A 24,547-nucleotide genomic window follows, 5' to 3' on the forward strand; every position below is an offset into this window, starting at 1 on the left:
CCTCAGACCGGCTTCTTGCCGGTCGGCCGGCTCCTGTTTCCGGGCGACGGCTTGGCGGCAGTCTTCGCCGTTTTGACCTTGGCCTCCGGCGCTTTGAAAGCAGACGCCGGCTCGGCCTTGTTCTTGGGCCCTTTGCGCTGTTTCGAGACGTCCTCGACCTGGGGCTCGGCCTTGTTGGCATTGGCGGCCGAATGCAGAGGCGCTGCCACACTCGCTGCCTTTTCCGTCGCGGGCGCGACTTTTGTCGCCGACGGCGATTTCATCGCCGGGCTGGTCTCGACCGCGTCGGTCTTCGGCTTGCTGGCATTCGAGGGCGCAACCGGCGCCGGTGCAGGCGCGGCTGGCGGGGCCGGCGCCGCGACAGCCGCCGGCTCAGCTTCCTTCGCGGCCTTGGCCGCCGCCCTGGTTTCCCGGTCGCGGGTCGCCTTCAGGATCGCCTTTTCGCTCTTGAGGGTCGTCAGGCCGCTGGCCGGCTCTGAGGTGACGCGGCCGTTTTGCGGTCCGGGTTTCACCGTGGCGCCCTTGCCGGCGTCATAGAGGTCGATGATCTCGGCAAGCCGCTCCGGCGTCAAATCCTCATAGGTGTCCTTGAATATCATCACCATCGGTGCGTTGACGCAAGCGCCGAGGCACTCGACCTCCTCCCACGACAGCGTGCCCTTGTCGTTGGTGTGGAACTGGTCGTGATGGATCTTCGAGCGGCACACATCCATCAGCGCTTCCGAGCCGCGCAGCATGCAGGGCGTGGTGCCGCAGACCTGGATGTGCGCGCGGGTGCCGACCGGATTGAGCTGGTATTGCGTATAGAAGGTGGCGACTTCCAGCCCGCGAATATAGGGCATGCCGAGCATATCGGAGATGGTCTCGATCGCCGCCTTGGTCACCCAGCCTTCCTGCACCTGCGCCAGCATGAGCAGGGGGATGATCGCGGATTGCTCGCGCCCCTTCGGATATTTCTTGATCCACTGCTTCGCCGCCGCCGCATTCGCCCGGTTGAAGGCGAAGGAGGCTGGCTGGCGGCTGGCTTCTGCGAGACGGCGGACTGACATTTAGCGATCGACCTCACCAAACACGATGTCGAGGGAGCCGAGAACGGCGGTGACGTCGGCCAACATGTGGCCGCGGCACAAAAAGTCCATGGCTTGCAGATGCGCAAAGCCGGGCGCGCGCAGCTTGCAGCGGTAGGGCTTGTTGGTGCCGTCGGAGACGAGATAGACGCCGAACTCGCCCTTCGGCGCCTCGACCGCGGCATAGACCTCGCCGGCCGGAACGCGGTAGCCTTCGGTGTAGAGCTTGAAATGATGGATCAGCGCTTCCATCGAGCGCTTCATCGCCGCGCGCTTCGGCGGCACCACCTTGCCGTCGAGGTTGGACACCGGCCCGCTGCCCTCCTTGCCGAGCAACAGGTCGACGCACTGGCGCATGATTTTCGCCGACTGCCGCATCTCTTCCATGCGCACCAGATAGCGGTCGAAACAGTCGCCGTTCTTGCCGATCGGAACGTCGAAATCCAGCTCGGCATAGCATTCGTAGGGCTGCGATTTGCGCAGGTCCCAGGGAGCACCCGACCCGCGCACCATGACGCCGGAAAAACCCCAGGCCCAGGCGTCCGCCAACGAGACGGCGCCGATATCGACATTGCGCTGCTTGAAGATACGGTTGCCGGTCAAAAGCGCGTCGAGATCGTCGACCGACTTCAAGAACGGGTCGATCCAGTTGCCGATGTCCTCGATCAGCTTCTGCGGCAGATCCTGATGAACGCCGCCCGGCCGGAAATAGGCCGCGTGCATGCGCGAGCCGCTGGCCCGCTCATAGAACACCATCAGCTTTTCACGTTCGACGAAACCCCACAGTGGCGGCGTCAGCGCACCGATGTCCAGTGCCTGCGTCGTCACGTTGAGGATATGCGACATGATGCGGCCGAGCTCGGCATAAAGCACGCGGATCAGCTGGCCGCGCTTCGGCACCTCGATACCGAGCAGCCGCTCGGCTGCGAGCGCAAAGGCATGCTCCTGGTTCATCGGCGCGCAATAGTCGAGCCGGTCGAGATAGGGCACAGCCTGCAGATAAGTCTTGTGCTCGATCAGCTTTTCCGTGCCGCGATGCAACAGCCCGATATGCGGATCGACGCGATCGACGACTTCGCCGTCGAGTTCGAGAACCAACCGCAAAACACCATGGGCAGCAGGGTGCTGAGGCCCAAAGTTGATATTGAAGTTGCGAACGGAAGTCTCAGCCATTTTGGCGTCTCAATTCGTCTTGGCTTTTTCGTCGCCTGGAAGAACGTAATCCGTCCCCTCCCAAGGGCTGAGAAAATCGAAATTGCGGAATTCCTGCTTGAGCTCGACCGGCTCGTAGATGACGCGCTTGGCTTCGTCGTCGTAGCGCACCTCGACGAAGCCGGTCAGCGGAAAATCCTTGCGCAGCGGATGGCCCTCGAAGCCGTAGTCGGTCAGGATCCGCCGCAGATCGGGATGGCCCGAAAACAGCACGCCATAGAGGTCGTAGGTCTCGCGCTCGAACCAGTCGGCGCCGGGATAAATGCCCGTGATCGACGGCACCAGCGTCTCTTCGTCGGCCTGGACCTTGATGCGGACGCGGATATTCTGCCTCGGCGACAGTAAATGATAGATGACGTCGAAGCGCTTTGCGCGCGACGGATAATCGGCGCCGCAAACGTCGATGATCGAAATGAACTGGCATTTCGGGTCGTCGCGCAGGAAGGTCACCACCTCGATCAGGTCGCGCGGCTCGACCGAGATAGTGAGTTCGCCATAAGCGAGCACCGCCTCGCCGATCCGGCCGGTCAGCTTCTCGCCGAGATAGGCCGAGAGGTCATTCAACGCCTGGGTCATGCCGCTCACCGTTCGATCGTGCCGGTGCGGCGGATCTTCTTCTGCAGCAGAAGGATGCCGTAGAGCAGCGCTTCGGCGCTCGGCGGACAGCCGGGCACGTAGATGTCGACCGGCACGATACGGTCGCAGCCGCGCACCACCGAATAGGAATAATGATAATAGCCGCCGCCATTGGCGCAGGAGCCCATCGAGATGACGTAGCGCGGCTCCGGCATCTGGTCGTAGACCTTGCGCAGCGCCGGCGCCATCTTGTTGGTCAGCGTGCCGGCGACGATCATGATGTCAGACTGGCGCGGAGACGCGCGGGGCGCGACACCGAAACGCTCGCTGTCGTAGCGCGGCATCGAGGTGTGGATCATCTCGACGGCGCAGCAGGCGAGACCGAAGGTCATAAACATCAGCGAGCCGCTGCGTGCCCAGGTGATCAGCGCCTCCGTCGAGGTGACGAGGAAACCCTTGTCGGCGAGTTCGTTGTTGATCTCCAGGAAGAACGGATCATCATCCCCCATCGGCCTGCCGGTGTTGGGGTCGATGAGGCCCTTGGGCTTCGGCGCGACGAGCGTGCCGGAACTGTCGTTCAATCCCATTCCAGCGCTCCTTTTTTCCATTCATAGGCAAAGCCGATGGTCAGCACCGCCAAAAACACCATCATCGACCAGAAACCGAGCATGCCGATCTGGCTGAACGACACTGCCCATGGAAACAGGAAGGCCACCTCCAGGTCGAATATGATGAACAGGATCGACACCAGGTAGAAGCGGATGTCGAACTTCATGCGGGCGTCGTCGAACGAGTTGAAGCCGCACTCATAGGCCGAAAGCTTTTCCGGATCGGGGTTGCGGTAGGCGACCAGGAAGGGTGCGGCAAGTAGCGCCAGGCCGACGACCAGCGCCACGCCGATGAACAGGACGATGGGCAGGTACGAACCTAAAAGTGCGTTCATGCTGCGGCTTTCCGTTGGCGGCCAATCCACTCTGATTACAGCACCGGACCCACTTGCGGAAGCGTGACAGTTTAACCACTGAACCGTTTGAAGGGGGCTCTATGCTGCAACGCGGCGAGGGTTAGCGCAGCGCTTTCGGCGAAGCAAGTCAAACCTTGTTCAAATCGCGGTGCTGGGCGGCATATCCGGGAAAACTGGTCTGATCCGCTCCTGTTTGATTTCCTTCATCTTTTACTCCACTTTTCTCTCCTGACATGGATGCCGCCAAAACCCTGTTAGCATGGCGCGGAATCGCAGGTCATTTTCTCTGTCTAACATCGTCCGGATGCCGCCCTCATGAAGGAAAAAATCTCGCTTGCCATGGCCCGTCGCGTTGCGCTCGCGGCACAGGGATTCAATGACCCTCGCCCCACCGGTACGCCCGACCGCCGGCATCTGGCTCGGGTGCTTGGCCGTACCGGCCTGCTGCAGATCGATTCCGTCAGCGCCGTGGTGCGCGCCCACTATATGCCGCTCTATTCGCGGCTTGGCCCCTACAAGCTGGCGCTGCTCGACGACGCCGCGGTAACGCGCAAGCGTATGGTCTTCGAATATTGGGCCCACGAAGCCTCGTTCCTGCCGGTCGAAACCTATCCGCTGATGCGCTGGCGCATGCAGCGGGCCGAGCGCGGCGACGAAATGTACAGCGGACTGGCCAAATGGGGCCGCGAGCACGCCGCCTATATCGAAGACATCTATCGCGAGGTCGCCGAACGAGGCCCGATCGCGGCGTCGGCTTTCGAAGGCCAGAAGGGTTCGGGCGGCTGGTGGGGCTGGAGCCATGCCAAACATGCTTTCGAATGGCTGTTCTGGGCCGGCCGCATCACCACCGCGCATCGCCGCGGCTTCGAGCGGTTCTACGATCTGCCTGAGCGCGTGCTGCCGCCAACAATACTAAATCTGCCAACGCCCGCTCCCGAGGCCGCTCACCGCGAATTGCTGCGCATCTCCGCCCGCGCCCATGGCGTCGCCACGGCAGGCGACCTGCGCGATTATTTCCGCCTCTCGCCCGCCGACATCAAGGGCCGCATAGAGGAGTTGGTCGAGGCTGGCGAGCTGTTGCCGGTGAGCGTCGAAGGCTGGAGCAAAACAGCCTATCTCCACAAGGACGCCCGTTTCCCGCGAAAGATCGAGGCGCGCGCCTTGCTCGCGCCGTTCGATCCCGTCGTCTTCGAGCGGTCGCGCACCGAACGGCTGTTCGACTTCCACTACCGCATCGAGATCTACACGCCGGCAGAAAAGCGCCGGTACGGCTATTATGTGCTGCCGTTCTTGCTCGGCGACAGCATCGTCGGGCGCGTCGACCTCAGGGCCGACCGTCCGGCCGGCGTATTGCGCGTCCATGCCGCCTATGCGGAGCCCGGCGCCCCGCCACAAACCGCAGCCGAACTCTTCGAGGAATTGAAGCAGATGCAGGGCTGGCTCGGGCTCGAGCGCATCGAGGTGACCGCCGCCGGCGATCTCGGCCAGCCGCTCGCAGATATAGTCGCGTCATAGACGTGCGTTGACACGACTGCCTCCACAAGCCTAAATCCTTCCAGACGGTCCCCTGCCCGCAACGGCAAGGGCCAAGAGGGAATGCGGTGCGAAATCTCGATTTCAAATCCGCGGCTGTCCCCGCAACTGTAAGCGACGAGCCAAGGCCGAAAACCACTGGGATATTCCCGGGAAGGCGGCACCCAGGCGATGACCCGCGAGCCAGGAGACCTGCCGTCTAGGACATAAGAATCCGATCGCCTGGCGGGTTTTCCGGGCAAGGAGCCTGAATTGGAACGCGACAGCAGTTTTTCGGCTGAGACAGCGGATTTATTGCCCGGCCATGGTGATTCCCCGGCCGGGGTCACCGTCATCGTCTGCTCGTCCTGCCGTGACGAGACCGGTTCTGACGCTCGTCCGCGCGCCGGCGAACTGCTCGCCCAGGACACGCGCCGCGCCGCTGCCGGCGAAAACATCAACATCCGCACCGTCGAATGCCTCGGCAATTGCAAGCGCCGGCTCAGCGCCGCCATGCTGCGCGACGGCTGCTGGAGTTATGTCTTCGGCGACCTGACCGCGACCAGCGGCGCTGATCTCGTGACCGGCGCAAAGCTGTTCGCCACCTCGACGGACGGGCTCATTCCATGGCGCGGCCGTCCCGATTGCCTGAAGCGCGGCCTCGTTGCCCGTATCCCTCCCCTCGACCTTTTTAAGGACCTGATATGATCGCTGCCTCCCTGTCGCGCGTTCCTTGCACCGTCGTCACCGGCTTTCTCGGCGCCGGCAAGACGACGCTGATCCGCCATTTGCTCGAAAACGCCAAAGGCAAGCGGCTGGCCATCATCGTCAACGAGTTCGGCGACATCGGCATCGACGGCGAGATACTGAAGGGCTGCGGCATCGACACCTGCCCCAAGGAAAACATCGTCGAGCTGGCCAATGGCTGCATCTGCTGCACCGTCGCCGACGATTTCGTTCCGGCGCTCGACCAGATCCTGTCGCTGACGCCGAGGGTCGACCACATCCTGATCGAGACGTCCGGGCTGGCCCTGCCCAAGCCGCTGGTCCAGGCCTTCCAGTGGCCGTCGGTGAAAAGCCGCGTCACGGTCGACGGCGTCATCGCCGTGGTTGACGGACCGGCGCTGGCTGATGGCCGCGTCGCCAACGACATGGATGCCCTGCAGACGCAGCGCGCGCAGGACGAGACGCTCGACCACGACGATCCGGTCGAGGAAGTGTTCGAAGACCAGCTCGCTTGCGCCGACCTGATCATCCTGTCGAAGAGCGACCTGCTGGACGCCGCCGGCTCGGCCCGCGCCAATGCCGTCATCGGCAAGCATGTTGCGCGCGCGGTGAAGATCGTGCCGACCTCGCAAGGCAAGGTCGACCTGTCGGTGCTGCTCGGTCTCGGCCTTGCTGTCGAGGACGACATCGAGAACCGCAAGACCCACCACGACGACGAGCTAGACCACGAGCATGACGACTTCGATAGTTTCGTCATCGACATCGCGTCTGTCTCCAATCCGGACGAGCTGGCACAACGCGTCGCCACGGCGGCGGAGGAAGAAAACGTGTTGCGCGTCAAGGGTTTCGTCGAAGTCGGCGGCAAGCCGATGCGGCTCCTGCTGCAGGCCGTCGGTCCGCGCGTCAATCACTACTACGACCGCGCCTGGACCGCTGAAGACGACCGCCGCTCGCGCCTCGTCGTCATCGGCTTGAAAGGGCTGAACCGCCCGGCGATCGAGCGAATCCTCGCTGGTTGACTCCAGGCAGAGCCGCGATGCACATCCTCACCACGACGTCCGCCTCGCTCGACGATCTCGCCGAGCCTGTGGATCTCGGGCAAACGCCTGCGGATGTCGTGGCGCTGTCCTTCACCGACAGCGACCTGGCCGGGCTGGCGGCGGCGTGGAGGATGGATGCGGACCGCCTGCCGTCGATGCGGCTCGCCGCCTTGCGCGACCTGCGCCATCCGATGTCTGTCGACCTCTGGATCGACAGCGTCGCCCGCCACGCCAAGCTCATTCTTGTCCGCATCCTCGGCGGCTATGAGTGGTGGCGCTATGGCTGCGACCAGCTCGCCGTTATCGCGCGAAATCGCGGCATCAAGCTGGCGCTGCTGCCGGGCGAGAGCCACGACGAGGATTTGCGGCTGATCGAAGCCTCGACGCTGTCGCGCGAGGAGTTGGACGGCCTGCTTGGCTATTTCCGCGAGGGCGGGCCAGCAAATATGACGGCGCTGGTGCGGAGACTGGCAAGTCTCGCTGGATCGGGTGCGGCGGTCGCTGAACCTGTCAGCGTGCCAAAGGCGGGATTTTATGAGCCGGGACGCGGTGTCGTCCCCCTCCCCCTCGAGGGGAGGGTCCGGCCGCAAGCCGGGGGTGGGGTCCTCTCCGAAGCGCGCCAACACTTTGAAGCGCGCCAACATAAAACGTCGAGCACTGCCGCAACGACCCCACCCGGCCCTTCGGGCCACCCTCGCCTCGAGGGCGAGGGGGACGTCGTGCCAATTCTCTTCTACCGCTCGATGCTGCTCGCCGCCGATGTCGCGCCAATCGACGCGCTTTTCGAAGCGCTGAGCGCACGCGGCATGGCTCCCGTGCCCATCTTCGTTTCCAGCCTCAAGGACCTGGCCTCGCTCGCCTTTGTCGAGACCGCGCTTGCCGCGCTAAATCCCGCCGCCATCATCACTGCGACGGCTTTCGCCTCGGGTGCCGAGCCCGGCGTCGAAACCCTGTTCGACCGCGCCGGCGTACCGGTGTTCCAGGTCATCGTCGCAACCACCCGCCGCGACATCTGGCAAAGCAACCAGCGCGGCCTGGCGCCCGCCGACCTTGCCATGCATGTCGTCCTGCCCGAGCTCGACGGCCGGATCCTGGCCGGCGCCATTTCCTTCAAGGACGAAAGCGAGACCGATCCCGCATTGGCCTTCCGCGCCTTCGTCAACCGCCCAGAGCCGGACCGCGTGGTGCAAGTGGCGAACCGTATCGAGGCCTTCGTGCGCCTGCAGCGAACGCCGCGCGCGGAGCGCAAGCTCGCCATCCTGATCCCCGACTATCCGAGTGCCCCCGGTCGCACCGGCTACGCCGTCGGCCTTGACGTACCGTCCAGCGTGCTGGCGATGCTGCACGACCTGAGCGAACAGGGCTACGCCGTTGAACGGATTCCGCAAACGCCGCGCGAATTGCTGGAGGTGCTGGAGCGTGGAGCTGAAGGGTTGAGATTGGAGGATTATCTCGACCTTTCGACGCAATTGCCTGCTGAAGCGATAGCTGCCGTGACGGCGGCCTGGGGAAAGGCGGAAGACGAAACAGGTTTATGCGAGGCGCCCCCCTCTGTCCTGCCGGACATCTCCCCCATTTGGGGGGAGATTGGCGGCTCCGTTGCCGGCTCTCTTCCTACAGCGTTGGAGATTGGCGAAAGCAGAGATGAGGGCGCAATCTCCCCCCAAATGGGGGAGATGTCCGGCAGGACAGAGGGGGGCGCGACAGAACGCCAACCTTCAAATCCAGTACACAACAGGCAATTCCCCTTCCGCGCAGCCACCTTCGGCAACGTCACCGTGGCGCTGGCCCCCGATCGCGGGCGCTCAGCCGACCGCCGCGCCGATTATCACGACCCGACATTGCCGCCGCGCCATGCGCTGGTCGCCTTTGGCCTCTGGCTGCGCAAGTCGCTCGGCATCCATGCAATTGTCCATGTCGGCGCCCACGGCACGCTGGAATGGCTGCCCGGCAAAACCGTTGCGCTCAGCGAAAACTGCTTTCCCGAAATCGTCACCGGCCCCCTGCCCGTCATTTATCCGTTCATCGTCTCCAACCCCGGCGAGGCAGCGCAGGCCAAGCGGCGCATTGCCGCCGTCACGCTCGGCCATTTGCCGCCGCCGCTGACCGGCGCCGGGCTGGACGAAAACCAGCACAGGCTTGAGCGGCTGGTCGACGAATATGCCCAGGCGGACGGGCTCGACCGCCGCCGCCGCGACCGCCTGGCGAAGCTGATCGTCGAGACGGCGGAAAAGACCGGCCTTGCCTCAGAGGCGGGCGTCGCCAGGACCGACGCAGCCGACGAGGCTTTGCGCCGCATCGACGCCTGGCTCTGCGATCTCAAGGATTTCGCCATCAAGGACGGCCTGCATATCTACGGTCGCTCGCCCGAGGGCGAGGCCGATCCGCTGCGCCAGCAAAGTGCCGCGGCCGAGAAAGCAGCACTGCTTGCCGCCCTCGACGGCCGCCACGTCGCTGCCGGTCCGGCCGGTGCGCCGGCACGTGGCCGGCGCGATGTGCTGCCGACCGGCCGCAATTTGTTCACTGCCGACCCGCGCGCCATGCCGACGCCGACATCCTTCGATCTCGGCAGGGCGGCCGCCGACGAGGTCTTGCGCAGCTACATGCAATCGCATGGCGACTGGCCGTGCTCGCTGGTCATCGACCTATGGGGCTCGGCCTCGCTGCGTACCGGCGGCGAGGAGATCGCGCAAGGCCTGGCGCTGATGGGCTGCCGGCCGCAATGGGATTCCGCCACCGGCCGCATCACCGGCATCGAGGTGCTGCCGCCGGCAACGCTCGGCCGCCCGCGCGTCGACGTCACCTGGCGCATATCGGGCCTGTTCCGCGACATGTTCCCGACCCAGATCGCGCTGATCGATGCCGCCGCCATCGCGGTGTCGACCCGCGACGAGGACGCTTCGGAAAACCCGCTCGCGGCCAGCACGCGTGCAGACGGAAAGATCAGTCCGCGCATATTCGGTACCTCGCCCGGCACTTACGGTGCTGGCATCGAGGACCTGTTGTCGAGCGGCGACTGGGCCGTGCGCGAAGAAATCGGCCGCGCCTATATCGCCGCCACCTCGCACGCCTATGGCGGCGCCGCGGCCGAAGGTGTCTCAGTGCCCGGCGCGTTCGAGGATCGTATCGCCGACGCCGACCTTTTCGTCCATACCGGAGACGATCCCGGTCGCGACGTCCTCGAAGGCTCGGCCGACGTCGCCTTTATCGGCGGCTTTTCGGCAGCGCTTGCGGCGCTCGGCAAGAACGCCGATGTCATCGTGCTCGACACCACGGACCCGCAAAAGCCGAAGGCACGCTCGGTTGGTGAGGCCGTATCCCGGGTAGTTCGCGCCCGCGCGGTCAACCCGCGCTTCATCGCCGGCCAGATGCGCCACGGGCCGCGCGGTGCATCGGAATTCGCCGAGACAGTTGATCGGCTGGTCGGCTTCGCCGAGACTACCCATGCCATATCTGGCACGCTGATCGAGGCCGTGCACGACGCCTATCTCGGCGACCCCGTTGTCCGCGCCTTCATCCTGCGCGAGAACCCGTCGGCCGCGAAAGTTATTGCCGAGCGTTTGCTGTCGGCACGGCGGCGCGGTCTCTGGCACCCGCTGCGCAATTCCATCGACGACGATCTCGTCGCACTGATTGCCGAAGCCCAGGCGCTGGGGGTGACGGCATGAACGCCTCTTCGCGCCGTGGCGCCTGCCCCGCTTTGTCGGCGCCGATGCAAACCGGCGATGGGCTGCTGGTGCGGCTCAATCCGGTCGCCGGAGGACTGTTGCTGAAGTCGTTGATTGGGCTCTGCGAATCCGCCTCGCGCCACGGCAACGGCATCATGGAAGTGACCGCCCGCGGCAGCCTGCAGATCCGCGGCCTGACGCCGGCAAGCGCCCGGCTGCTGGCGATGGAGGTCGATGTGCTGGGTATTGCCGTTCGCACCGGCGTGCCGGTCGAGACCGGCCCACTGGCCGGGCTCGACCCGGAGGAGATAGCCGACCCCCGCCCGGTAGCCGAGCGGATTCGGGCGGCAATTGAGGACGCCGGGCTGGCACAACGGCTCGGGCCGAAGGTTTCGGTGATCGTTGATGGCGGCGGACAGTTGGGCATGGGAACGGTGACGGCCGATGTCAGGCTGATCGCTATGCGGACGCACGAGGGAACTCGATGGGCAGTGTCCGTCGCCCGAGATGCGCAGACTGCGACGCCGCTGGCGGTGGCCGAGGAAGATGCGGTCAGTGATATCGCCGTTGCGGTACTAAGGATGGTTGCCGAAAGAGGCCGCGAAACGCATGCAAGGGATTTGACGGAGAGACAATTAGCATCTCTCGCAAGCTGGCATTCTGTGGCGCCCCCCTCTGTCCTGCCGGACATCTCCCCCACAAGGGGGGAGATTGCGCTCTCGTCACCGCCTTCGCCAATCTCCGACGTTGAAAAGGGAGAGCCGGCGGCGAAACTGCCGATCTCCCCCCAAGTGGGGGAGATGTCCGGCAGGACAGAGGGGGGCGCGAAGGAATGCCAGCCTATCGGAGCTTTCGACTTGGCCGCGGCCGGCACCGCCCTCGGCATCGGCCTCCCCTTCGGCAGCATGCCATCGCAAAAACTCATCGAGCTCACGCAACACGCCCTCACCCTCGGCGTCACCGAAATCCGCCTGGCGCCGGGTCGCGCGCTGCTTCTCCTTGGCCTACCACCAACGGCGTGCAGATCCCTCCACCAAGCCGCCGCAGCCTTCGGCTTTGTCACCGACGCAGCCGACGCGCGCACCAGGATCGCCGCTTGCCCGGGTGCTCCCGCCTGTGCCTCCGGTCGCATAGCGACGCGCGAAATCGCCGAGACCATCGCCGTGGAAAACCGCGACATCTTCGATTCTTCCTTGACGCTGCACATCTCCGGCTGTGCCAAGGGCTGCGCCTATCCCGGTCCGGCGGCGCTGACCCTCGTCGGTGGCGAAAACGGAGCCGGACTTGTCGTGGACGGGACGGCAAAGGCATTGCCCGCCGGATACAGGCCGGGCTACGACGCTGCGCACGGCATCTGCCGCGTTGCAGCGGCGATCCGCAGCGCACGACATCCCGGCGAAACCGCTGCCGCCTGCTTGGCGAGACTCGGCGCGGCCGGCATTACCGAAATCTATCGACAGGAATGAGCATGCCCGCCCAGAACGCCTACGACTATATCCGTGATGGCACGGCGATCTACGAGCGCTCCTTCGCCATTATCCGCGCCGAGGCCGACCTGTCGCGCTTTTCCGAAGCCGAGGCCGACGTCGCTGTCCGTATGATCCATGCATGCGGCCAGGTCGAGGCTGCGCGGCATTTCGTTTTCTCGCGCGATTTCATTGCCGCTGCGCGCACGGCGCTGGGCGCCGGCGCGCCGATCTTCTGCGACGCGCAGATGGTCTCGCATGGCGTTACGCGCGCCCGGCTTCCGGCCGGCAACGAGGTGATCTGCACGCTGCGCGATCCGCGGACTGCCGATATCGCGAAAAAGATCGGCAACACCCGCTCGGCCGCCGCCATCGACCTGTGGGGCGAGCGCATGGCCGGTTCGGTCGTCGCCATCGGCAATGCGCCGACCGCCCTGTTTTATCTGCTGGAAAAGCTGCGCGACGGCGCGCCGAAGCCGGCGGCGATCATCGGCATGCCGGTCGGGTTTGTCGGTGCCGCCGAATCGAAGGATGCGCTGGCCGAAAATTCCTATGGCGTGCCTTACGCCATCGTGCGCGGCAGATTGGGCGGCAGCGCCATGACCGCCGCCGTCCTCAATGCATTGGCGAGGCCGGGCCTATGAATGCGATCGCAAAAGGTCGGCTGGTCGGCGTCGGCACCGGTCCCGGCGACCCGGAACTTTTGACCCTGAAGGCGGTGCGCGCGCTCGCCGAGGCCGATGTCGTTGCGCATTTCGCCAAGCGCGGCAACAACAGCAATGCGCGGGCCATCGTCGGCGCGCATTTTCGCCCCGATTTGATTGAACTGCCGCTGCTCTATCCGGTGACGACCGAAATCGACAAGGATCACAGCGATTACCGGTCACAGATGTCGGATTTCTACGAAGAGTCGGCCGAAAAGGTCGCCGCGCACCTAAGCGCCGGCAGGATGGTGGCGGTGCTTTCGGAAGGCGATCCGCTGTTCTACGGCTCCTACATGCATCTTCATGTCCGGCTGGCGCACCGCTTTCCGACCGAAGTCATTCCCGGCGTCACTGCGATGTCCGGCTGCTGGTCGGCGACCGGCCTGTCGATCGTCCAGGGCGACGACGTGCTGACCGTATTGCCGGGCACGATGAGCGAATTCGAGCTGACGCGTCGCCTCGCCGACACCGACGCTGCGGTGATCATGAAGGTCGGCCGCAACCTGCCCAAGATCAGGCGTGCGCTGGGGGCAACCGACAAGCTGGCGCGGGCCATCTATGTCGAGCGCGGCACCATGCCGGGCGGCGTCTCGATGCGGCTGGCCGACAAAAGGGACGACCAGGCGCCTTATTTCGCCATCGTGCTGGTGGCCGGCTGGTCGGGCCGGCCAGGCGCATTGAAAGCCGAAGCATGAGTGGCCGCTTGACCGTCATCGGCCTCGGGCCCGGCAACGCCGACCAGGTGACGCCGGAAGCAAGCCGCGCCCTTGCCGAGGCAAAATTCTTCTACGGCTACAAGCCTTATCTTGACCGGCTCGACCTGCGCCCCGACCAGATTCGCGTCGCTTCCGACAATCGCGAGGAACTCGCGCGCTCCAGGGACGCGCTGCTGAAGGCTGCGGAAGGCCACGATGTCGCCGTCGTATCCGGCGGCGATCCCGGCGTCTTCGCCATGGCGGCGGCCGTCTGCGAGGCGATCGAGGCTGGCCCGCCCGAATGGCGCGCGGTCGACATCGCTATCGTGCCTGGCATCACCGCTATGCTCGCCGTCGCCGCCCGCATGGGCGCGCCGCTCGGCCATGATTTCTGCGCCATCTCGCTGTCCGACAATCTGAAGCCGTGGGACCTGATCGAGCTGCGCCTGCTTGCCGCGGCGGGCGCCGGCTTCGTCATCGCGCTCTACAATCCGATCAGCAAGGCACGCCCCTGGCAGCTTGGCCGCGCCTTCGAATGCCTGACGGCGATCCTGCCCGGCACCACGCCGGTGATCTTTGGCCGCGCCGCCGGCCGTCCAGACGAGCGCATCGAGGTTTGTCTGCTGGCCGACGCCGATGCCGCCAAGGCCGACATGGCGACCTGCATCATCATCGGCTCGCCGGAAACCAGGATCATCAAACGCGGCGAAAAACCAGCGCTGGTCTACACGCCGCGGTCGGCAGCGGGTCCAAGAGCATGACCGACCAGAAAATGATCGAGCACAGCGGCAAGTGCTTCGACGGTCTCGACCGACGTCACGTCCGGCAGCGCCGGCCTGCGGATCATCACAACCTCGATTCCCAGCGCTCGCGCCGCCGCAATCTTGCCGTAGGTCGCCTCGCCGCCGCTGTTTTTGGAAACAACGACATCGATGCCACGGCTTTTGAGCAGCGTGCGCTCATCGGCCTCATGAAACGGCCCGCGCGCCAAGAGATAGGTCGCGTCGGGCACAGCGAGCCTGGGCTCGACCGGGTCGACGCTACGGATGAGATAATGATGCTGGGGAGCGGCCTCGAAGGCAGCGACCTCCTGCCGTCCGAGCGCCAGGAACACGCGGCGCGGCACCGATCCCAACGCCTTGACCGCGCCGGCAACGGCGTCGACCAACATCCAGCGATCACCGTCGACCGCCTCCCATTCGGGACGCCTGAGCGCAACGATAGACACGCCGGTCATGCGCGCCGCTTCCGCCGCATTGGCGGAGATTTGCGCCGCGTAGGGGTGTGTGGCGTCGATCAGCAGGTCGATCTGGCTTTGGCGGAGATACGCCGCCAGCCCGCCGGCACCGCCGAAGCCGCCGACCCGCACCGGCACCCCCTGCGCAACCGGGCTCTCAGTGCGGCCGGCCAGCGACAGCATGACCGAAATGTCCGCGCGCGCGGCCAGCTTTCCGGCCAGTTGCCGGGCTTCGGTGGTTCCGCCGAGGATCAGAATGCGGTAGGTCATCATGCCTGCTGAAGGTCCGCGCGGCGCCAAGCTCACCTCAAAGTGGCTCACGATCATCGGCATCGGCGAGGACGGTGTAGCGGGTCTCGGCGACGAGGCCAAGCGGTTGATCGCGGAGGCCGAATTCGTCTTCGGCGGCAAGCGGCACCTTGCCCTCGCCGCGTCGCTCGCCAAAGGTGAAGCGCGCGCCTGGCCGACGCCTTTCGATGCCGAGATGCGCGACGTGTTGGCGCTCTCCGGCAGACGCGTCTGCGTGCTGGCCTCGGGTGACCCGTTCTACCACGGTGTCGGTGTCACCCTCGCCCGCAAGGTCGCGGCGGAGGATATGCGGGTGATCCCGGCGCCCTCGGCTATCTCGCTGGCCGCCTCACGCCTGGGCTGGCCGCTGCAGGATATCGAGACCATTTCGCTGCATGGCCGCTCGCTCGACCTGATCCGGCCGTTGCTGCATCCTTGCACCCGCATTCTCGCGCTGACCTCGGACAGCGATGCACCGGCGGCGATTGCCGGTCTGCTGACGGAGCTCGGCTTCGGGGCGTCGCGGCTGACGGTCCTGGAGGCGCTCGGGGGCCCGAACGAAAGGCTGCGCTCGGCGAGCGCCGGCACCTTCGGCCTCGCAAACATCAATCCGCTCAACGTGCTGGCGGTCGAAGTTGAATCGATTCCGCAAGCGCGCATCCTGCCGCTGATAGCGGGACTTGCCGAACATTTGTTCGAGCATGACGGCCAGATCACCAAGCGCGAAGTGCGCGCCGTCACCCTGTCCGCTCTCGCGCCAAGGCGCGGCGAACTGCTGTGGGATATCGGCGCCGGATCGGGCTCCATCGGCATCGAATGGATGCTGGCGCATCCCTCCATGCGCGCCATTGCCGTTGAGGCCGATCCGGCCCGCGCCGCCCGCATCCGGCGCAACGCCGCGGCCTGCGGCGTTCCCGGTCTCACCGTCGTCGAAGGTTCGGCACCGCAAGCGCTTGCCAGGCTGGAGACGCCCGCGGCTATCTTCATCGGCGGCGGCGGCAGCGATGCCGGCGTGCTGGAAGGAGCCCTCGAGGCCTTGTCTGCCGGCGGCCGCCTCGTCGCCAACGCCGTGACGCTGGAGATGGAGGCGCTGCTGCTTTCCCGTCAGACTGCGCTTGGCGGCGAGATCACCCGCATCGCTGTATGCCGTGCTTCGCCGGTCGGTTCGATGCAGGCGTGGCGGCCGGCCATGCCGGTCACCCAATGGAGCTGGGTGAAGCCATGATGGTCGCGGGCATCGGCAGCCGCAAAGGCGTCAGCCTACGCGACGTGCTTGCCGCGGTAGAAACCGCACTGGAGGCACACGGGCTTGCCCTGCCCGCGCTTTCAGCCCTCGCAACCGCGTCTCTCAAGCAGGATGAAGCGGCAATCTTCGCCGCCGGACGCGAACTCCGCCTTCCGGTAATTGTCGTCGGGCAGGACGAACTCAAAGCCGCATCTACGACCAGCCGTTCCGGCCTATCGCAGGAGCATGCCGGCACGCCGTCGGTTTCCGAAGCCTCGGCGCTTGCCGCCGCCGGCAAAGGCGCAAAACTGCTCGGGCCGCGCACCGTGCTCGGTCCTGTCACCTGCGCCATCGCCATCAGCGGAGATGCGGCATGACCGTCCATTTCATCGGCGCCGGCCCGGGTGCTGCCGACCTGATCACCTTGCGCGGCAGCCGCCTGCTCGGCACTAGTCCCGTCTGCCTCTATGCGGGATCGATCGTCGCGCCCGATCTGTTGCAGCACTGCGCGCCCGGCACCAAATTGATCGACACCGCGCCGATGTCGCTCGACGAGATCGAGGCCGAGTATCTGGTCGCCCACCAAGCCGGGCACGATGTCGCCCGCCTGCACTCAGGCGATCTCTCGGTGTGGAGCGCCGTTGCCGAACAGATCCGCCGGCTGGAAAAGCACGGCATCCCTTACACGCTGACGCCGGGCGTGCCGTCTTTTGCCGCCGCGGCCGCCGCACTACGCCGCGAGCTGACCATTCCCGAAGTCGCGCAAAGCCTGGTGCTGACCCGCATCTCCGGCCGCGCCTCGAAAATGCCGCCCGGCGAAACCCTTGCCGGGTTCGGCCGCACCGGCGCCACGCTCGCCATCCACCTCGCCATCCATGCCATCGGCCGGGTCGTCGCCGAGCTGACGCCTTTCTATGGCGCCGACTGCCCGGTCGCCGTCGTCTTCCGCGCCTCCTGGCCGGACGAGCGCGTGCTGACTGGCACGCTGGCTACCATGGAGGCGCAACTGGCCGCCGATCCGATGGAACGCACGGCAATCATCTTCGTCGGCCGCTCACTGGCAGCGGAGGGCTTTGGCGAAAGTTCACTGTACCACGCGCACTACCAGCGGCGCTTTCGCGGGCGGGACGGATTGTGAGCGGCAGCAATAGAAACACTACGGTCGAGCAGGCGCTCACCCGGCTGAAATTCAAGCCGCGCCAGCTTGAACCAGGGCATGTCTGGCTGGCCGGCGCCGGCCCTGGCGATCCCGGCTGCCTGACGCTGGAAGTGCTGGCAGCCCTCGGACAATGCGATGCGCTGGTTTACGACGCGCTGGTCTCGCCGGAAGTCGTCGCTGTCGCCGAGGGCGCGCAACTGTTCTATGCCGGCAAGCGCGGCGGCAAGCCCTCGATGAAGCAGGACGACATCACCGCTTTGCTGGTCCGGCTGGCGCGCGCGGGCCGGCGTGTCGTCAGACTGAAGGGCGGCGATCCCTATATTTTCGGGCGTGGCGGCGAAGAGGCGCTGGCGTTAACCAGGGAAAACATCCCGTTCCGCACCTTGCCCGGCCTAACGTCCGGTCTCAGCGCGCTGGCCGCGACCGGCATTCCCGGCACCATGCGCGGCATCAACAAGGCGCTGATCCTGGCGACCGGCCATGCCGCCGGCACGGATGACGATCTCGACTGGGCGGCAATCGCCCGCACCGGCCAGCCGGTGGTCACCTATATGGGTATGGCCAACCTGCCGCTGATCGCCGCTTCGCTGCTCGAGGGCGGCCTGCCATCTTCGACGCCCGCCGCGGTCATCGTTGCCGCAACGACGCCGCAGGAGCGTATCGTCGTCGCCACGCTCGCCACAATTGCCGAGGAAACGGCCGCAGCCGGTCTGACCTCGCCGGCGCTGATCGTCGTCGGCGGCATCGTCGGGATGCGCGCGGCACTGGCGGGTGAGCCATGACCCGCGCCATCATCATCGGCGCGCCGCGCTCGGGCTCGGGCAAGACCAGCGTCACCATCGGCATTTTGCGCGCGCTTGCCCGGCGTGGCCTGAAGGTGCGCGGCGCCAAATCCGGCCCGGATTATATCGATCCCGGCTTCCACACCGCAGCCACGGGCCTGTCCGGTGTCAATCTCGACAGCTGGGCAATGCCGCCCGCCCTGCTTAACGCACTGGCCGGCGAAGCGACCGAAGATGCCGATTTTATCTTTCTCGAAAGCGCCATGGGCCTGTTCGACGGGATTCCGGCTGCTCCAGGACGGTCTGGCTCGGCTGCCGACCTTGCCCGGCTCTACGGCCTGCCGGTGCTGCTGGTGCTCGATGTCTCCGGCCAGTCGACCACGGCGGCGGCCGTCGCCAAGGGATTTGCCACCTATGACCCGGATGTACGCATGGCCGGCGTCGTGCTCAATCGGCTGGGCAGCGACCGCCACCGCCGGCTTTGTGGCGATGCCATCGAAGCACTCGGCCTGCCTGTCGTCGGCGCCATCCTGCGCGATCCCTCGCTCAACCTGCCCGAGCGTCATCTCGGCCTCGTCCAGGCCGGCGAATATGAGAATCTGATGACGCATCTCGGCCGGCTGGCCGACATGGTCGAGCGCTCGCTCGACCTCGACGCCATCATGGCGCTGGCGGCGCCATTCACGCCCGCGCCAGGCAATTTCTGCGACGCGCTGTCGCCGCCCGGCCAGCGCATTGCACTCGCCGAGGACGCCGCCTTCACCTTCCTCTATCCGCATGTCGCCATGCATTGGCGCAAGGCCGGCGCCGAGATCGTTCCGTTCTCGCCGCTCGCCGATGACGCGCCTGGCGACAATTGCGATGTCTGCTGGCTGCCCGGCGGCTATCCCGAGCTGCACGCCGGCCGCCTCGCGGCCGCGGCGAATTTCAGGGCCGGCATGGCACGGTTTGCCGCCACGCGGCCGGTGCATGGTGAGTGCGGCGGCTTCATGGTGCTCGGCGAGGGGCTCGAGGACGCATCGGGCGAGACGCACCGGATGCTCGGCCTGCTCGGCCATTCGACCAGCTTCGCCAAGCGCAAGATGAATCTCGGCTACCGCGCGGCGCGGCTGCGTTCCGGGTGTCCGCTCGGCAGCCAAGGCACGCTGATCCGTGGCCATGAATTCCACTACGCGCAAATGATCGCGACCGGCGATGACAAGCCGCTGGCCGACCTCGCCGACGGACAAGGCAATCCGCTCGGCGCCTCGGGGTACCGGCGCGGCAATGTCAGCGGCACCTTCTTCCATGCCATTGCGAGGGGCGCATGACGGCCTTGCGACGGCAGCTGTTCGACGATATCGCGCTTTGCCTCGTCTTCTTCACCCGGCTGCCGCTGCCGAGAGCCGACTTTCGTGGCCGCAGCCTTGCCGCCGCGATCTGGGCTGCACCCGTTGCCGGTCTCGCCGTCGCTCTGGCCGGTGCGCTGGTCTACGCCGTCGGGACGAGGCTCGGCCTTGCCGAAGGTCCTGCCGCGGCGTTGACCCTTGCCGCAATCTTGCTCGCCACCGGTTGCCTGCATGAAGACGGGCTTTCGGATGTCGCCGACGGCTTTGGCGGCGGCAAGACACGCGACAGGAAACTCGAGATCATGCGCGACAGCCGCATCGGTGCCTACGGCGCCTGCGCGCTCGGCATCTCGCTGCTGATCCGTTGGAGCGTGCTCTCTGGATTCGCTGGCCCGGCTCATGTCGTTTGGGCTCTCATTGCCGCGCATGCGGCCTCGCGTGGCCTGCTCGGCGCCTTCATGCACCTGCTGCCGCCGGCCCGCAGCGACGGCCTCTCGGTTGATGCAGGCACAGTCACGGCCGAAACTGCCGGTATCGGTGCCGCGCTCGGTGCCATCGCACTGCTGACGCTTGGGGTTGGCGCTGCCATCTTGGTGCTCATCCTGCTTGCGTTTCTGTTTGCCGCCTTCCGGGCGCTTTGCCTGAACCAGGTCGGCGGCCAGACCGGCGATACCGTCGGCGCCCTGCAGCAACTGGGCGAGGTCGCAATCCTGCTCGTGGCTTCCGTTTCCCTTTCCTGACTTTGTTTCGGAGATTTTGCCCCTATGCCTTTCAAATCGTTCGATGAACTGCGCGCCGCCTGCCTTGACCTGCCCAGTGGCAGCGACGCCGCGGCCAATGCCGTCGCCCGCCGCCAGGACACGCTGACCAAGCCGCAAGGCAGCCTCGGCCGGCTGGAAACAATAGCCGCCTGGCTGGCGCGCTGGCAGGGCCGCGACATACCAAAGCTCGACCGCGTCAAGGTCTTCGTCTTCGCCGGTAACCACGGCGTCACTGCGCAGGGCGTATCGGCCTTCCCTTCGGAGGTCACTGTGCAGATGGTGGCGAATTTCGCCGGCGGCGGCGCCGCCATCAACCAGCTTGCCCGTATCGCCAGCGCGGAGCTGGACGTCATCCCGCTCGACCTCGACCATCCGACCGGCGACTTCACGCAAGAAGTGGCGATGGACGACGAGGCCTTCCTCGCCGCCGTCTCGGCAGGCTACGACGCGATCAGCAAGGATCTGGACCTTGTCTGCTTCGGCGAAATGGGTATCGGCAATACCACGCCGGCCGCGGCCATCTCGACCGCACTGTTCGGTGGCGGCGCGGAACGATGGACAGGGCGGGGCACCGGCGTCGACGATGCCGGCCTCGTGCGCAAGATCGTCGCCATCGAGGCCGGCCTGAAGCGCCACGCCACGGCGCTTACCGATCCGCTGAAGCTAGCGGCAGCCCTCGGCGGGCGCGAGCTCGCCGCAATACTTGGGGCGACGCTGGCGGCGCGCCATCTCGGCGTGCCGGTGCTGCTCGACGGCTTCGTCTGCACCGCCGCCGCGGCACCCCTGGCCGGGCTGCATCCTGCCGGCCTTGCCCACACCATGGCCGCTCACGTATCGGCCGAGTCCGGCCACCGCCGCCTGTTGGAGGCGCTCGGCCTGCCGCCGCTGCTCGATCTCGGCATGCGGCTCGGCGAAGGCTCCGGCGCCTGCCTGGCGGTCAACATCGTCCGCTCGGCATTGGAATGCCATGTCCGCATGGCAAGTTTTGCCGAGGCTGGTGTTTCGGAGAAGTAATGCGGGCCTAAGTGCGGATTCATTGATGAACGCACCCTCACAGATTTTCGGAGACCCCAAACAGGGCTTCGCGATATTCTTGCTCGGATCATCAGAGATTTCGACAGCAAGAGCGGAGCATTTGCCGGGCTGAAATACAATTCGCCGTGGATACTGGCCACGGAGGATTGGGCAGAGCGATCGGGCCATACGGTGGAAGAGCTGTGCGAGATGATTTCTCAATGGCGGATTTCAATCTTTTCTGGCGAGCAGACAGACCCGAGAATCGTTCAGATTTTCGAAGATCTTCGCAGCACCGCGGAAGATTGGCGAACCTATGACCTTCAAGCTGGCATATGGTGGTCCCATAAGGTTGTTCGTCCAATTTCCTTACTATTCGGAAGGCGACCCGAGACATTTAGACCTCTTTATGCTTTCAGGCTGGTTTGTCTGTCAGGACCTCCGTTTGCCCGAAGCACCCGACCGTCGGTAAAAGCAGGACAAACTTCGATGCCGTCGACGGCGTCGTGGCCATAGTGCGGGCGATCCTCAGCTATCTGCGGCCAACTATCCAATAAAGGCCGAATGAATGCAGCCACCGGGTGGCAGCGAAACATCCCGCTTTCAGGGTCTTTTCCACCAAGTCTTTGAAGAATTTGGTGGGTGCGCACAGGATTGAACTGTGGACCCGCTGATTAAGAGTCAGCTGCTCTACCAACTGAGCTACGCACCCACTCGGCCGGAAAAACCGGCGTTGGCGGGCATATAGCCGCCGAGATCCGCCATGTCCAGCCCTGCCGGATTCATTTCCCGACAAATCGCTTGAAGCCGTAGCGATCAAACAAAAAGCCTGCCTTCCGCCACCTTGATCGCATGGCCGCCGATGCGGGCGGCTGCCAGTTTGCCGCCTTCGACATTCAGTTCGAGGCGGATGCGCGAAGGCCGGCCCATCTCCAGCCCCTGCTCGATCCACAGTTGTGAAACGCCGTCCGTCGGGCCGTCGAAATGCATGATCGCACCGGCGAAGGCGGCCGCCGCCGAGCCGGTCGCAGGGTCTTCGTAGGACGGATTGCCGGGCACCATCATGCGGACATGGAAGGCACTGTCGTGGTGCACCGTCTCGCGGCAATAGACGTAGGGGCTGGCGAGGGCCCATTCGCTTTTGCGTGGTGCGAGTTCCGACCACGCCTGGTTGTCCAGTCTGATCCGGGCGGCCGCCTCCAGATTGGCGACGGGGATGGTCACGTAAGGCACGCCCGCCGACCAGAACGAAACGCGGTGGTTTTCGAAGCCGATCTCGTGCGGCCCGAGGCCAAGGGCTGCGCCGATCGCTTCGGGATCGGCCGACAATTCCAGCTGCGCCGGCAGTTTCGCCAGGTCGAACTCGGCAAAGGTCGAACCATCGTGCTTGCTCACAGCGCAGCGCACCGGGCCGATATTCTCCTCGAGCACGAAGATGCCGGCGGCCTCACCCGCCATTTCGGCGAGCGCTATCGCCGAGCCGACGGTTGGATGGCCGGCGAACGGCATTTCGTAGTCGGGCGTGAAGATACGGATGCGGGCGCGGTGCTTCGGGTTATCCGGCGGCAGTACGAAGACGGTTTCGGACAGGTTGAACTCGCGCGCCACCGCCTGCATCGCCGCGACGTCCAGCCCGTCGCAGTCGAGCACCACGGCCAGCGGATTGCCGGCCAGCCGGTCGGTGGTGAATACGTCGTAAAGCAAGTAATTCCGCGCCTGCATTTCAGTAAGTCCTCTGCCTTATTCCCAACATGAGCGAAATTTAATTTGAATTTTGAACCATAAGGCCTGATTTGTGCACTGATGGGATATCACTGAACATAGGGGTCCGGCGTGGACCAGATTGTCAATCTGCCAAAGACCGAATCCGCTTCCGCCATCGAGACGGCGCTCGGGCTTGACCACCAGGGCCTGAAGACAAAACGCCGTCGCGGTTGGCTTTACGCATTTTTCGCGCTTGCCGTCGCCGCCAGTGCCATCGGCTACCAGTGGTATGCCGGCTCGCCCGCCAAGATCGAGTATACCACGACACTGGCCGCCATGGCCGATCTTACCGTCACAGTTTCGGCTACCGGCACGCTGCAGCCCCTCACCCAGGTCGATATTTCCAGCGAACTCTCCGGCGTCGTCCGCTCGGTCTCGGTCAATGAGAATCAGCTGGTGAAGAAGGGCGATGTGCTGGCCGCGCTCGACACCGCCAAGCTGGAGGTGCAGATCGAGCGCGCCCAGGCCTCGGCCAAGGCAGCGGCGGCGAGCGTCGAGGACGCCACCGTGACTCTGGCCGAAAACGAAAAGGCGCTGGTGCGCGCGGCACAACTGACCAAACGCGGCATGGCGACGGACCAGTCGCTTGAAGCGGCAGCCGCCACGCGCGATCGTTCGAAGGCGGCGCTCGATGTCGCCAAAGCCAACTTAGCCATGGCCAATGCCGATCTCAAGGCGCAGCAGACGGATCTTGCCAAGAGTACCATCTACGCGCCGATCGACGGCATCATATTGACGCGCTCGGTCGATCCCGGCCAGACGGTCGCCTCCTCGCTGCAGGCGCCGGTATTGTTCGTCATCGCCGCCGATCTGAGAAACATGGAGCTGAAAGCTGCGATCGACGAGGCTGATATCGGCGCCGTGAAACCCGGCCAGCATGCGCGCTTCACCGTCGACGCCTTTCCGGAACGGCCGTTCGACGCCGAGATCCGGGACATTTCCTATGCCTCGGTCACCACCGACGGCGTCGTCACTTACGATGCAAGGCTGGATGTCGACAACAGCGAGCTTCTGTTGCGGCCCGGTATGACCGCCACCGTCTCGGTCGTCACCAAGCAGGCCAAGAACGTGCTCACCGTGCCATCGATCGCCTTCCGCTACCGGCCGGCACAGACGGCGGAGCGCGGCTGGAGCCTCACCGACCTGTTCACCGGCCGCATGGGACGCCCCGGCGGCAACCGCCAGCGCCAGGCGGTGACGAAGCCCACCGACGGCTCGCGCACGCTCTACGTGCTGGAGAATGGCCGGCCGCACCCGGTCAACGTCAGGGTCGGCTCGACAGATGGCGAACTGACCGAGATCGTCTCCGGCCTGGAGGAAGGCGCGCAAGTCATTACCGCCTCGCAGCAGCGGAGCTGA

Annotated in this window: 23 protein-coding genes, 1 tRNA gene and 1 riboswitch; of the genes, 16 read left to right on the forward strand and 8 right to left on the reverse strand. The window is 65.3% G+C overall.

What is annotated here, in order from left to right:
* Positions 1-2: 2 nt before the first annotated feature.
* The 5 genes from nuoE to AC0L2P_RS21480 are packed head-to-tail and all read right to left on the reverse strand — an operon-like array spanning position 3 to position 3,798.
* Entirely contained in the window at positions 3-1,049 is a 1,047-nt protein-coding gene (nuoE, locus tag AC0L2P_RS21460; protein WP_473503775.1) for an NADH-quinone oxidoreductase subunit NuoE, read from the reverse strand.
* A complete protein-coding gene (locus tag AC0L2P_RS21465; RefSeq protein ID WP_473503777.1) occupies positions 1,050-2,240 on the reverse strand; it encodes an NADH-quinone oxidoreductase subunit D in 1,191 nt (396 codons plus the stop codon).
* A gap of 9 nt (positions 2,241-2,249) precedes the next feature.
* Positions 2,250-2,855 (reverse strand): NADH-quinone oxidoreductase subunit C, encoded by a 606-nt coding sequence (locus AC0L2P_RS21470; RefSeq protein WP_473503779.1) that lies wholly within the window; start codon positions 2,853-2,855, stop codon positions 2,250-2,252.
* A 5-nt stretch (positions 2,856-2,860) separates the two neighbouring features.
* On the reverse strand, positions 2,861-3,442 hold the full coding sequence (locus tag AC0L2P_RS21475; RefSeq protein ID WP_473503781.1) for a NuoB/complex I 20 kDa subunit family protein: 582 nt from the start codon (positions 3,440-3,442) through the stop codon (positions 2,861-2,863).
* Positions 3,433-3,798, reverse strand: coding sequence for an NADH-quinone oxidoreductase subunit A (locus AC0L2P_RS21480; RefSeq protein ID WP_023720750.1), 366 nt, complete (start codon positions 3,796-3,798; stop codon positions 3,433-3,435). Before AC0L2P_RS21480 ends, AC0L2P_RS21475 begins: the two co-directional genes overlap by 10 nt.
* A gap of 336 nt (positions 3,799-4,134) precedes the next feature.
* Here AC0L2P_RS21480 and AC0L2P_RS21485 point away from each other — a divergent pair, with 336 nt between their 5' ends.
* The 8 genes from AC0L2P_RS21485 to AC0L2P_RS21520 all read left to right on the forward strand — a co-directional run bounded on the left by AC0L2P_RS21485 (position 4,135) and on the right by AC0L2P_RS21520 (position 14,391).
* On the forward strand, positions 4,135-5,334 hold the full coding sequence (locus AC0L2P_RS21485) for a winged helix-turn-helix domain-containing protein (protein ID WP_473503783.1): 1,200 nt from the start codon (positions 4,135-4,137) through the stop codon (positions 5,332-5,334).
* Between the two features lie 28 nt (positions 5,335-5,362).
* Positions 5,363-5,566, forward strand: a riboswitch (cobalamin riboswitch).
* Positions 5,567-5,604: 38 nt separating this feature from the next.
* Positions 5,605-6,039: a DUF1636 family protein gene (locus AC0L2P_RS21490; RefSeq protein WP_473503785.1), complete on the forward strand. Its 435-nt coding sequence runs from the start codon at positions 5,605-5,607 to the stop codon at positions 6,037-6,039.
* A complete protein-coding gene (gene cobW / locus AC0L2P_RS21495) occupies positions 6,036-7,076 on the forward strand; it encodes a cobalamin biosynthesis protein CobW (RefSeq protein ID WP_473503787.1) in 1,041 nt (346 codons plus the stop codon). Before AC0L2P_RS21490 ends, cobW begins: the two co-directional genes overlap by 4 nt.
* 17 nt (positions 7,077-7,093) lie before the next feature.
* The gene (locus AC0L2P_RS21500; RefSeq protein ID WP_473503789.1) at positions 7,094-10,765 is read left to right on the forward strand and encodes a cobaltochelatase subunit CobN; all 3,672 of its coding nucleotides are present in this window, start codon (positions 7,094-7,096) and stop codon (positions 10,763-10,765) included.
* Entirely contained in the window at positions 10,762-12,231 is a 1,470-nt protein-coding gene (gene cobG / locus AC0L2P_RS21505) for a precorrin-3B synthase (protein WP_473503791.1), read from the forward strand. Before AC0L2P_RS21500 ends, cobG begins: the two co-directional genes overlap by 4 nt.
* Complete coding sequence (locus tag AC0L2P_RS21510) at positions 12,228-12,875, forward strand: precorrin-8X methylmutase (protein ID WP_473503793.1); 648 nt, start codon at positions 12,228-12,230, stop codon at positions 12,873-12,875. The genes cobG and AC0L2P_RS21510 overlap by 4 nt, the downstream gene beginning before the upstream one ends.
* The gene (locus AC0L2P_RS21515) at positions 12,872-13,630 is read left to right on the forward strand and encodes a precorrin-2 C(20)-methyltransferase (RefSeq protein WP_473503795.1); all 759 of its coding nucleotides are present in this window, start codon (positions 12,872-12,874) and stop codon (positions 13,628-13,630) included. Before AC0L2P_RS21510 ends, AC0L2P_RS21515 begins: the two co-directional genes overlap by 4 nt.
* Positions 13,627-14,391: a precorrin-3B C(17)-methyltransferase gene (locus AC0L2P_RS21520; RefSeq protein WP_473503797.1), complete on the forward strand. Its 765-nt coding sequence runs from the start codon at positions 13,627-13,629 to the stop codon at positions 14,389-14,391. The genes AC0L2P_RS21515 and AC0L2P_RS21520 overlap by 4 nt, the downstream gene beginning before the upstream one ends.
* Here AC0L2P_RS21520 and AC0L2P_RS21525 read toward each other — a convergent pair.
* Complete coding sequence (locus AC0L2P_RS21525; RefSeq protein ID WP_473503798.1) at positions 14,355-15,137, reverse strand: cobalt-precorrin-6A reductase; 783 nt, start codon at positions 15,135-15,137, stop codon at positions 14,355-14,357. The genes AC0L2P_RS21520 and AC0L2P_RS21525 overlap by 37 nt on opposite strands.
* A gap of 1 nt (position 15,138) precedes the next feature.
* Between AC0L2P_RS21525 and cbiE the strand changes: the two genes are divergently transcribed.
* Genes cbiE through cobT form a run of 7 tightly spaced genes read left to right on the forward strand, consistent with a single transcriptional unit; the run spans position 15,139 to position 21,424 of the window.
* Complete coding sequence (gene cbiE, locus AC0L2P_RS21530; RefSeq protein ID WP_473503800.1) at positions 15,139-16,380, forward strand: precorrin-6y C5,15-methyltransferase (decarboxylating) subunit CbiE; 1,242 nt, start codon at positions 15,139-15,141, stop codon at positions 16,378-16,380.
* Positions 16,377-16,757, forward strand: a complete 381-nt coding sequence (locus tag AC0L2P_RS21535; protein WP_473503802.1) for a cobalamin biosynthesis protein — start codon at positions 16,377-16,379, stop codon at positions 16,755-16,757. The genes cbiE and AC0L2P_RS21535 overlap by 4 nt, the downstream gene beginning before the upstream one ends.
* On the forward strand, positions 16,754-17,518 hold the full coding sequence (gene cobM, locus AC0L2P_RS21540; RefSeq protein WP_473503804.1) for a precorrin-4 C(11)-methyltransferase: 765 nt from the start codon (positions 16,754-16,756) through the stop codon (positions 17,516-17,518). Before AC0L2P_RS21535 ends, cobM begins: the two co-directional genes overlap by 4 nt.
* Positions 17,515-18,321, forward strand: a complete 807-nt coding sequence (gene cobA, locus AC0L2P_RS21545; RefSeq protein WP_473503805.1) for a uroporphyrinogen-III C-methyltransferase — start codon at positions 17,515-17,517, stop codon at positions 18,319-18,321. Before cobM ends, cobA begins: the two co-directional genes overlap by 4 nt.
* Entirely contained in the window at positions 18,318-19,631 is a 1,314-nt protein-coding gene (locus AC0L2P_RS21550; RefSeq protein WP_473503807.1) for a cobyrinate a,c-diamide synthase, read from the forward strand. Before cobA ends, AC0L2P_RS21550 begins: the two co-directional genes overlap by 4 nt.
* Positions 19,628-20,389 (forward strand): adenosylcobinamide-GDP ribazoletransferase, encoded by a 762-nt coding sequence (locus tag AC0L2P_RS21555; protein ID WP_473503809.1) that lies wholly within the window; start codon positions 19,628-19,630, stop codon positions 20,387-20,389. Before AC0L2P_RS21550 ends, AC0L2P_RS21555 begins: the two co-directional genes overlap by 4 nt.
* A gap of 24 nt (positions 20,390-20,413) precedes the next feature.
* Positions 20,414-21,424: a nicotinate-nucleotide--dimethylbenzimidazole phosphoribosyltransferase gene (gene cobT / locus AC0L2P_RS21560; protein ID WP_473503811.1), complete on the forward strand. Its 1,011-nt coding sequence runs from the start codon at positions 20,414-20,416 to the stop codon at positions 21,422-21,424.
* A gap of 636 nt (positions 21,425-22,060) precedes the next feature.
* Here the strand turns inward: cobT and AC0L2P_RS21565 are convergent.
* Positions 22,061-22,136: transfer RNA gene (locus tag AC0L2P_RS21565), tRNA-Lys, on the reverse strand.
* Positions 22,137-22,240: 104 nt separating this feature from the next.
* On the reverse strand, positions 22,241-23,146 hold the full coding sequence (locus AC0L2P_RS21570; protein ID WP_473503813.1) for a PhzF family phenazine biosynthesis protein: 906 nt from the start codon (positions 23,144-23,146) through the stop codon (positions 22,241-22,243).
* Between the two features lie 111 nt (positions 23,147-23,257).
* Between AC0L2P_RS21570 and AC0L2P_RS21575 the strand changes: the two genes are divergently transcribed.
* A complete protein-coding gene (locus AC0L2P_RS21575; RefSeq protein WP_473503815.1) occupies positions 23,258-24,547 on the forward strand; it encodes an efflux RND transporter periplasmic adaptor subunit in 1,290 nt (429 codons plus the stop codon).

This window comes from Mesorhizobium sp. WSM4836, assembly GCF_055811815.1.

What these genes read in the sequence shown, in the direction of transcription:
- nuoE (WP_473503775.1), bottom strand. Translation starts at nt 1,049, where the DNA reads ATGTCAGTCCGCCGTCTCGCAGAAGCCAGCCGCCAGCCAGCCTCCTTC.
- AC0L2P_RS21465 (WP_473503777.1), bottom strand. Translation starts at nt 2,240, where the DNA reads ATGGCTGAGACTTCCGTTCGCAACTTCAATATCAACTTTGGGCCTCAG.
- AC0L2P_RS21470 (WP_473503779.1), bottom strand. Translation starts at nt 2,855, where the DNA reads ATGACCCAGGCGTTGAATGACCTCTCGGCCTATCTCGGCGAGAAGCTG.
- AC0L2P_RS21475 (WP_473503781.1), bottom strand. Translation starts at nt 3,442, where the DNA reads ATGGGATTGAACGACAGTTCCGGCACGCTCGTCGCGCCGAAGCCCAAG.
- AC0L2P_RS21480 (WP_023720750.1), bottom strand. Translation starts at nt 3,798, where the DNA reads ATGAACGCACTTTTAGGTTCGTACCTGCCCATCGTCCTGTTCATCGGC.
- AC0L2P_RS21485 (WP_473503783.1), top strand. Translation starts at nt 4,135, where the DNA reads ATGAAGGAAAAAATCTCGCTTGCCATGGCCCGTCGCGTTGCGCTCGCG.
- cobW (WP_473503787.1), top strand. Translation starts at nt 6,036, where the DNA reads ATGATCGCTGCCTCCCTGTCGCGCGTTCCTTGCACCGTCGTCACCGGC.
- AC0L2P_RS21500 (WP_473503789.1), top strand. Translation starts at nt 7,094, where the DNA reads ATGCACATCCTCACCACGACGTCCGCCTCGCTCGACGATCTCGCCGAG.
- cobG (WP_473503791.1), top strand. Translation starts at nt 10,762, where the DNA reads ATGAACGCCTCTTCGCGCCGTGGCGCCTGCCCCGCTTTGTCGGCGCCG.
- AC0L2P_RS21510 (WP_473503793.1), top strand. Translation starts at nt 12,228, where the DNA reads ATGAGCATGCCCGCCCAGAACGCCTACGACTATATCCGTGATGGCACG.
- AC0L2P_RS21515 (WP_473503795.1), top strand. Translation starts at nt 12,872, where the DNA reads ATGAATGCGATCGCAAAAGGTCGGCTGGTCGGCGTCGGCACCGGTCCC.
- AC0L2P_RS21520 (WP_473503797.1), top strand. Translation starts at nt 13,627, where the DNA reads ATGAGTGGCCGCTTGACCGTCATCGGCCTCGGGCCCGGCAACGCCGAC.
- AC0L2P_RS21525 (WP_473503798.1), bottom strand. Translation starts at nt 15,137, where the DNA reads ATGACCTACCGCATTCTGATCCTCGGCGGAACCACCGAAGCCCGGCAA.
- cbiE (WP_473503800.1), top strand. Translation starts at nt 15,139, where the DNA reads ATGCCTGCTGAAGGTCCGCGCGGCGCCAAGCTCACCTCAAAGTGGCTC.
- AC0L2P_RS21535 (WP_473503802.1), top strand. Translation starts at nt 16,377, where the DNA reads ATGATGGTCGCGGGCATCGGCAGCCGCAAAGGCGTCAGCCTACGCGAC.
- cobM (WP_473503804.1), top strand. Translation starts at nt 16,754, where the DNA reads ATGACCGTCCATTTCATCGGCGCCGGCCCGGGTGCTGCCGACCTGATC.
- AC0L2P_RS21550 (WP_473503807.1), top strand. Translation starts at nt 18,318, where the DNA reads ATGACCCGCGCCATCATCATCGGCGCGCCGCGCTCGGGCTCGGGCAAG.
- AC0L2P_RS21555 (WP_473503809.1), top strand. Translation starts at nt 19,628, where the DNA reads ATGACGGCCTTGCGACGGCAGCTGTTCGACGATATCGCGCTTTGCCTC.
- cobT (WP_473503811.1), top strand. Translation starts at nt 20,414, where the DNA reads ATGCCTTTCAAATCGTTCGATGAACTGCGCGCCGCCTGCCTTGACCTG.
- AC0L2P_RS21570 (WP_473503813.1), bottom strand. Translation starts at nt 23,146, where the DNA reads ATGCAGGCGCGGAATTACTTGCTTTACGACGTATTCACCACCGACCGG.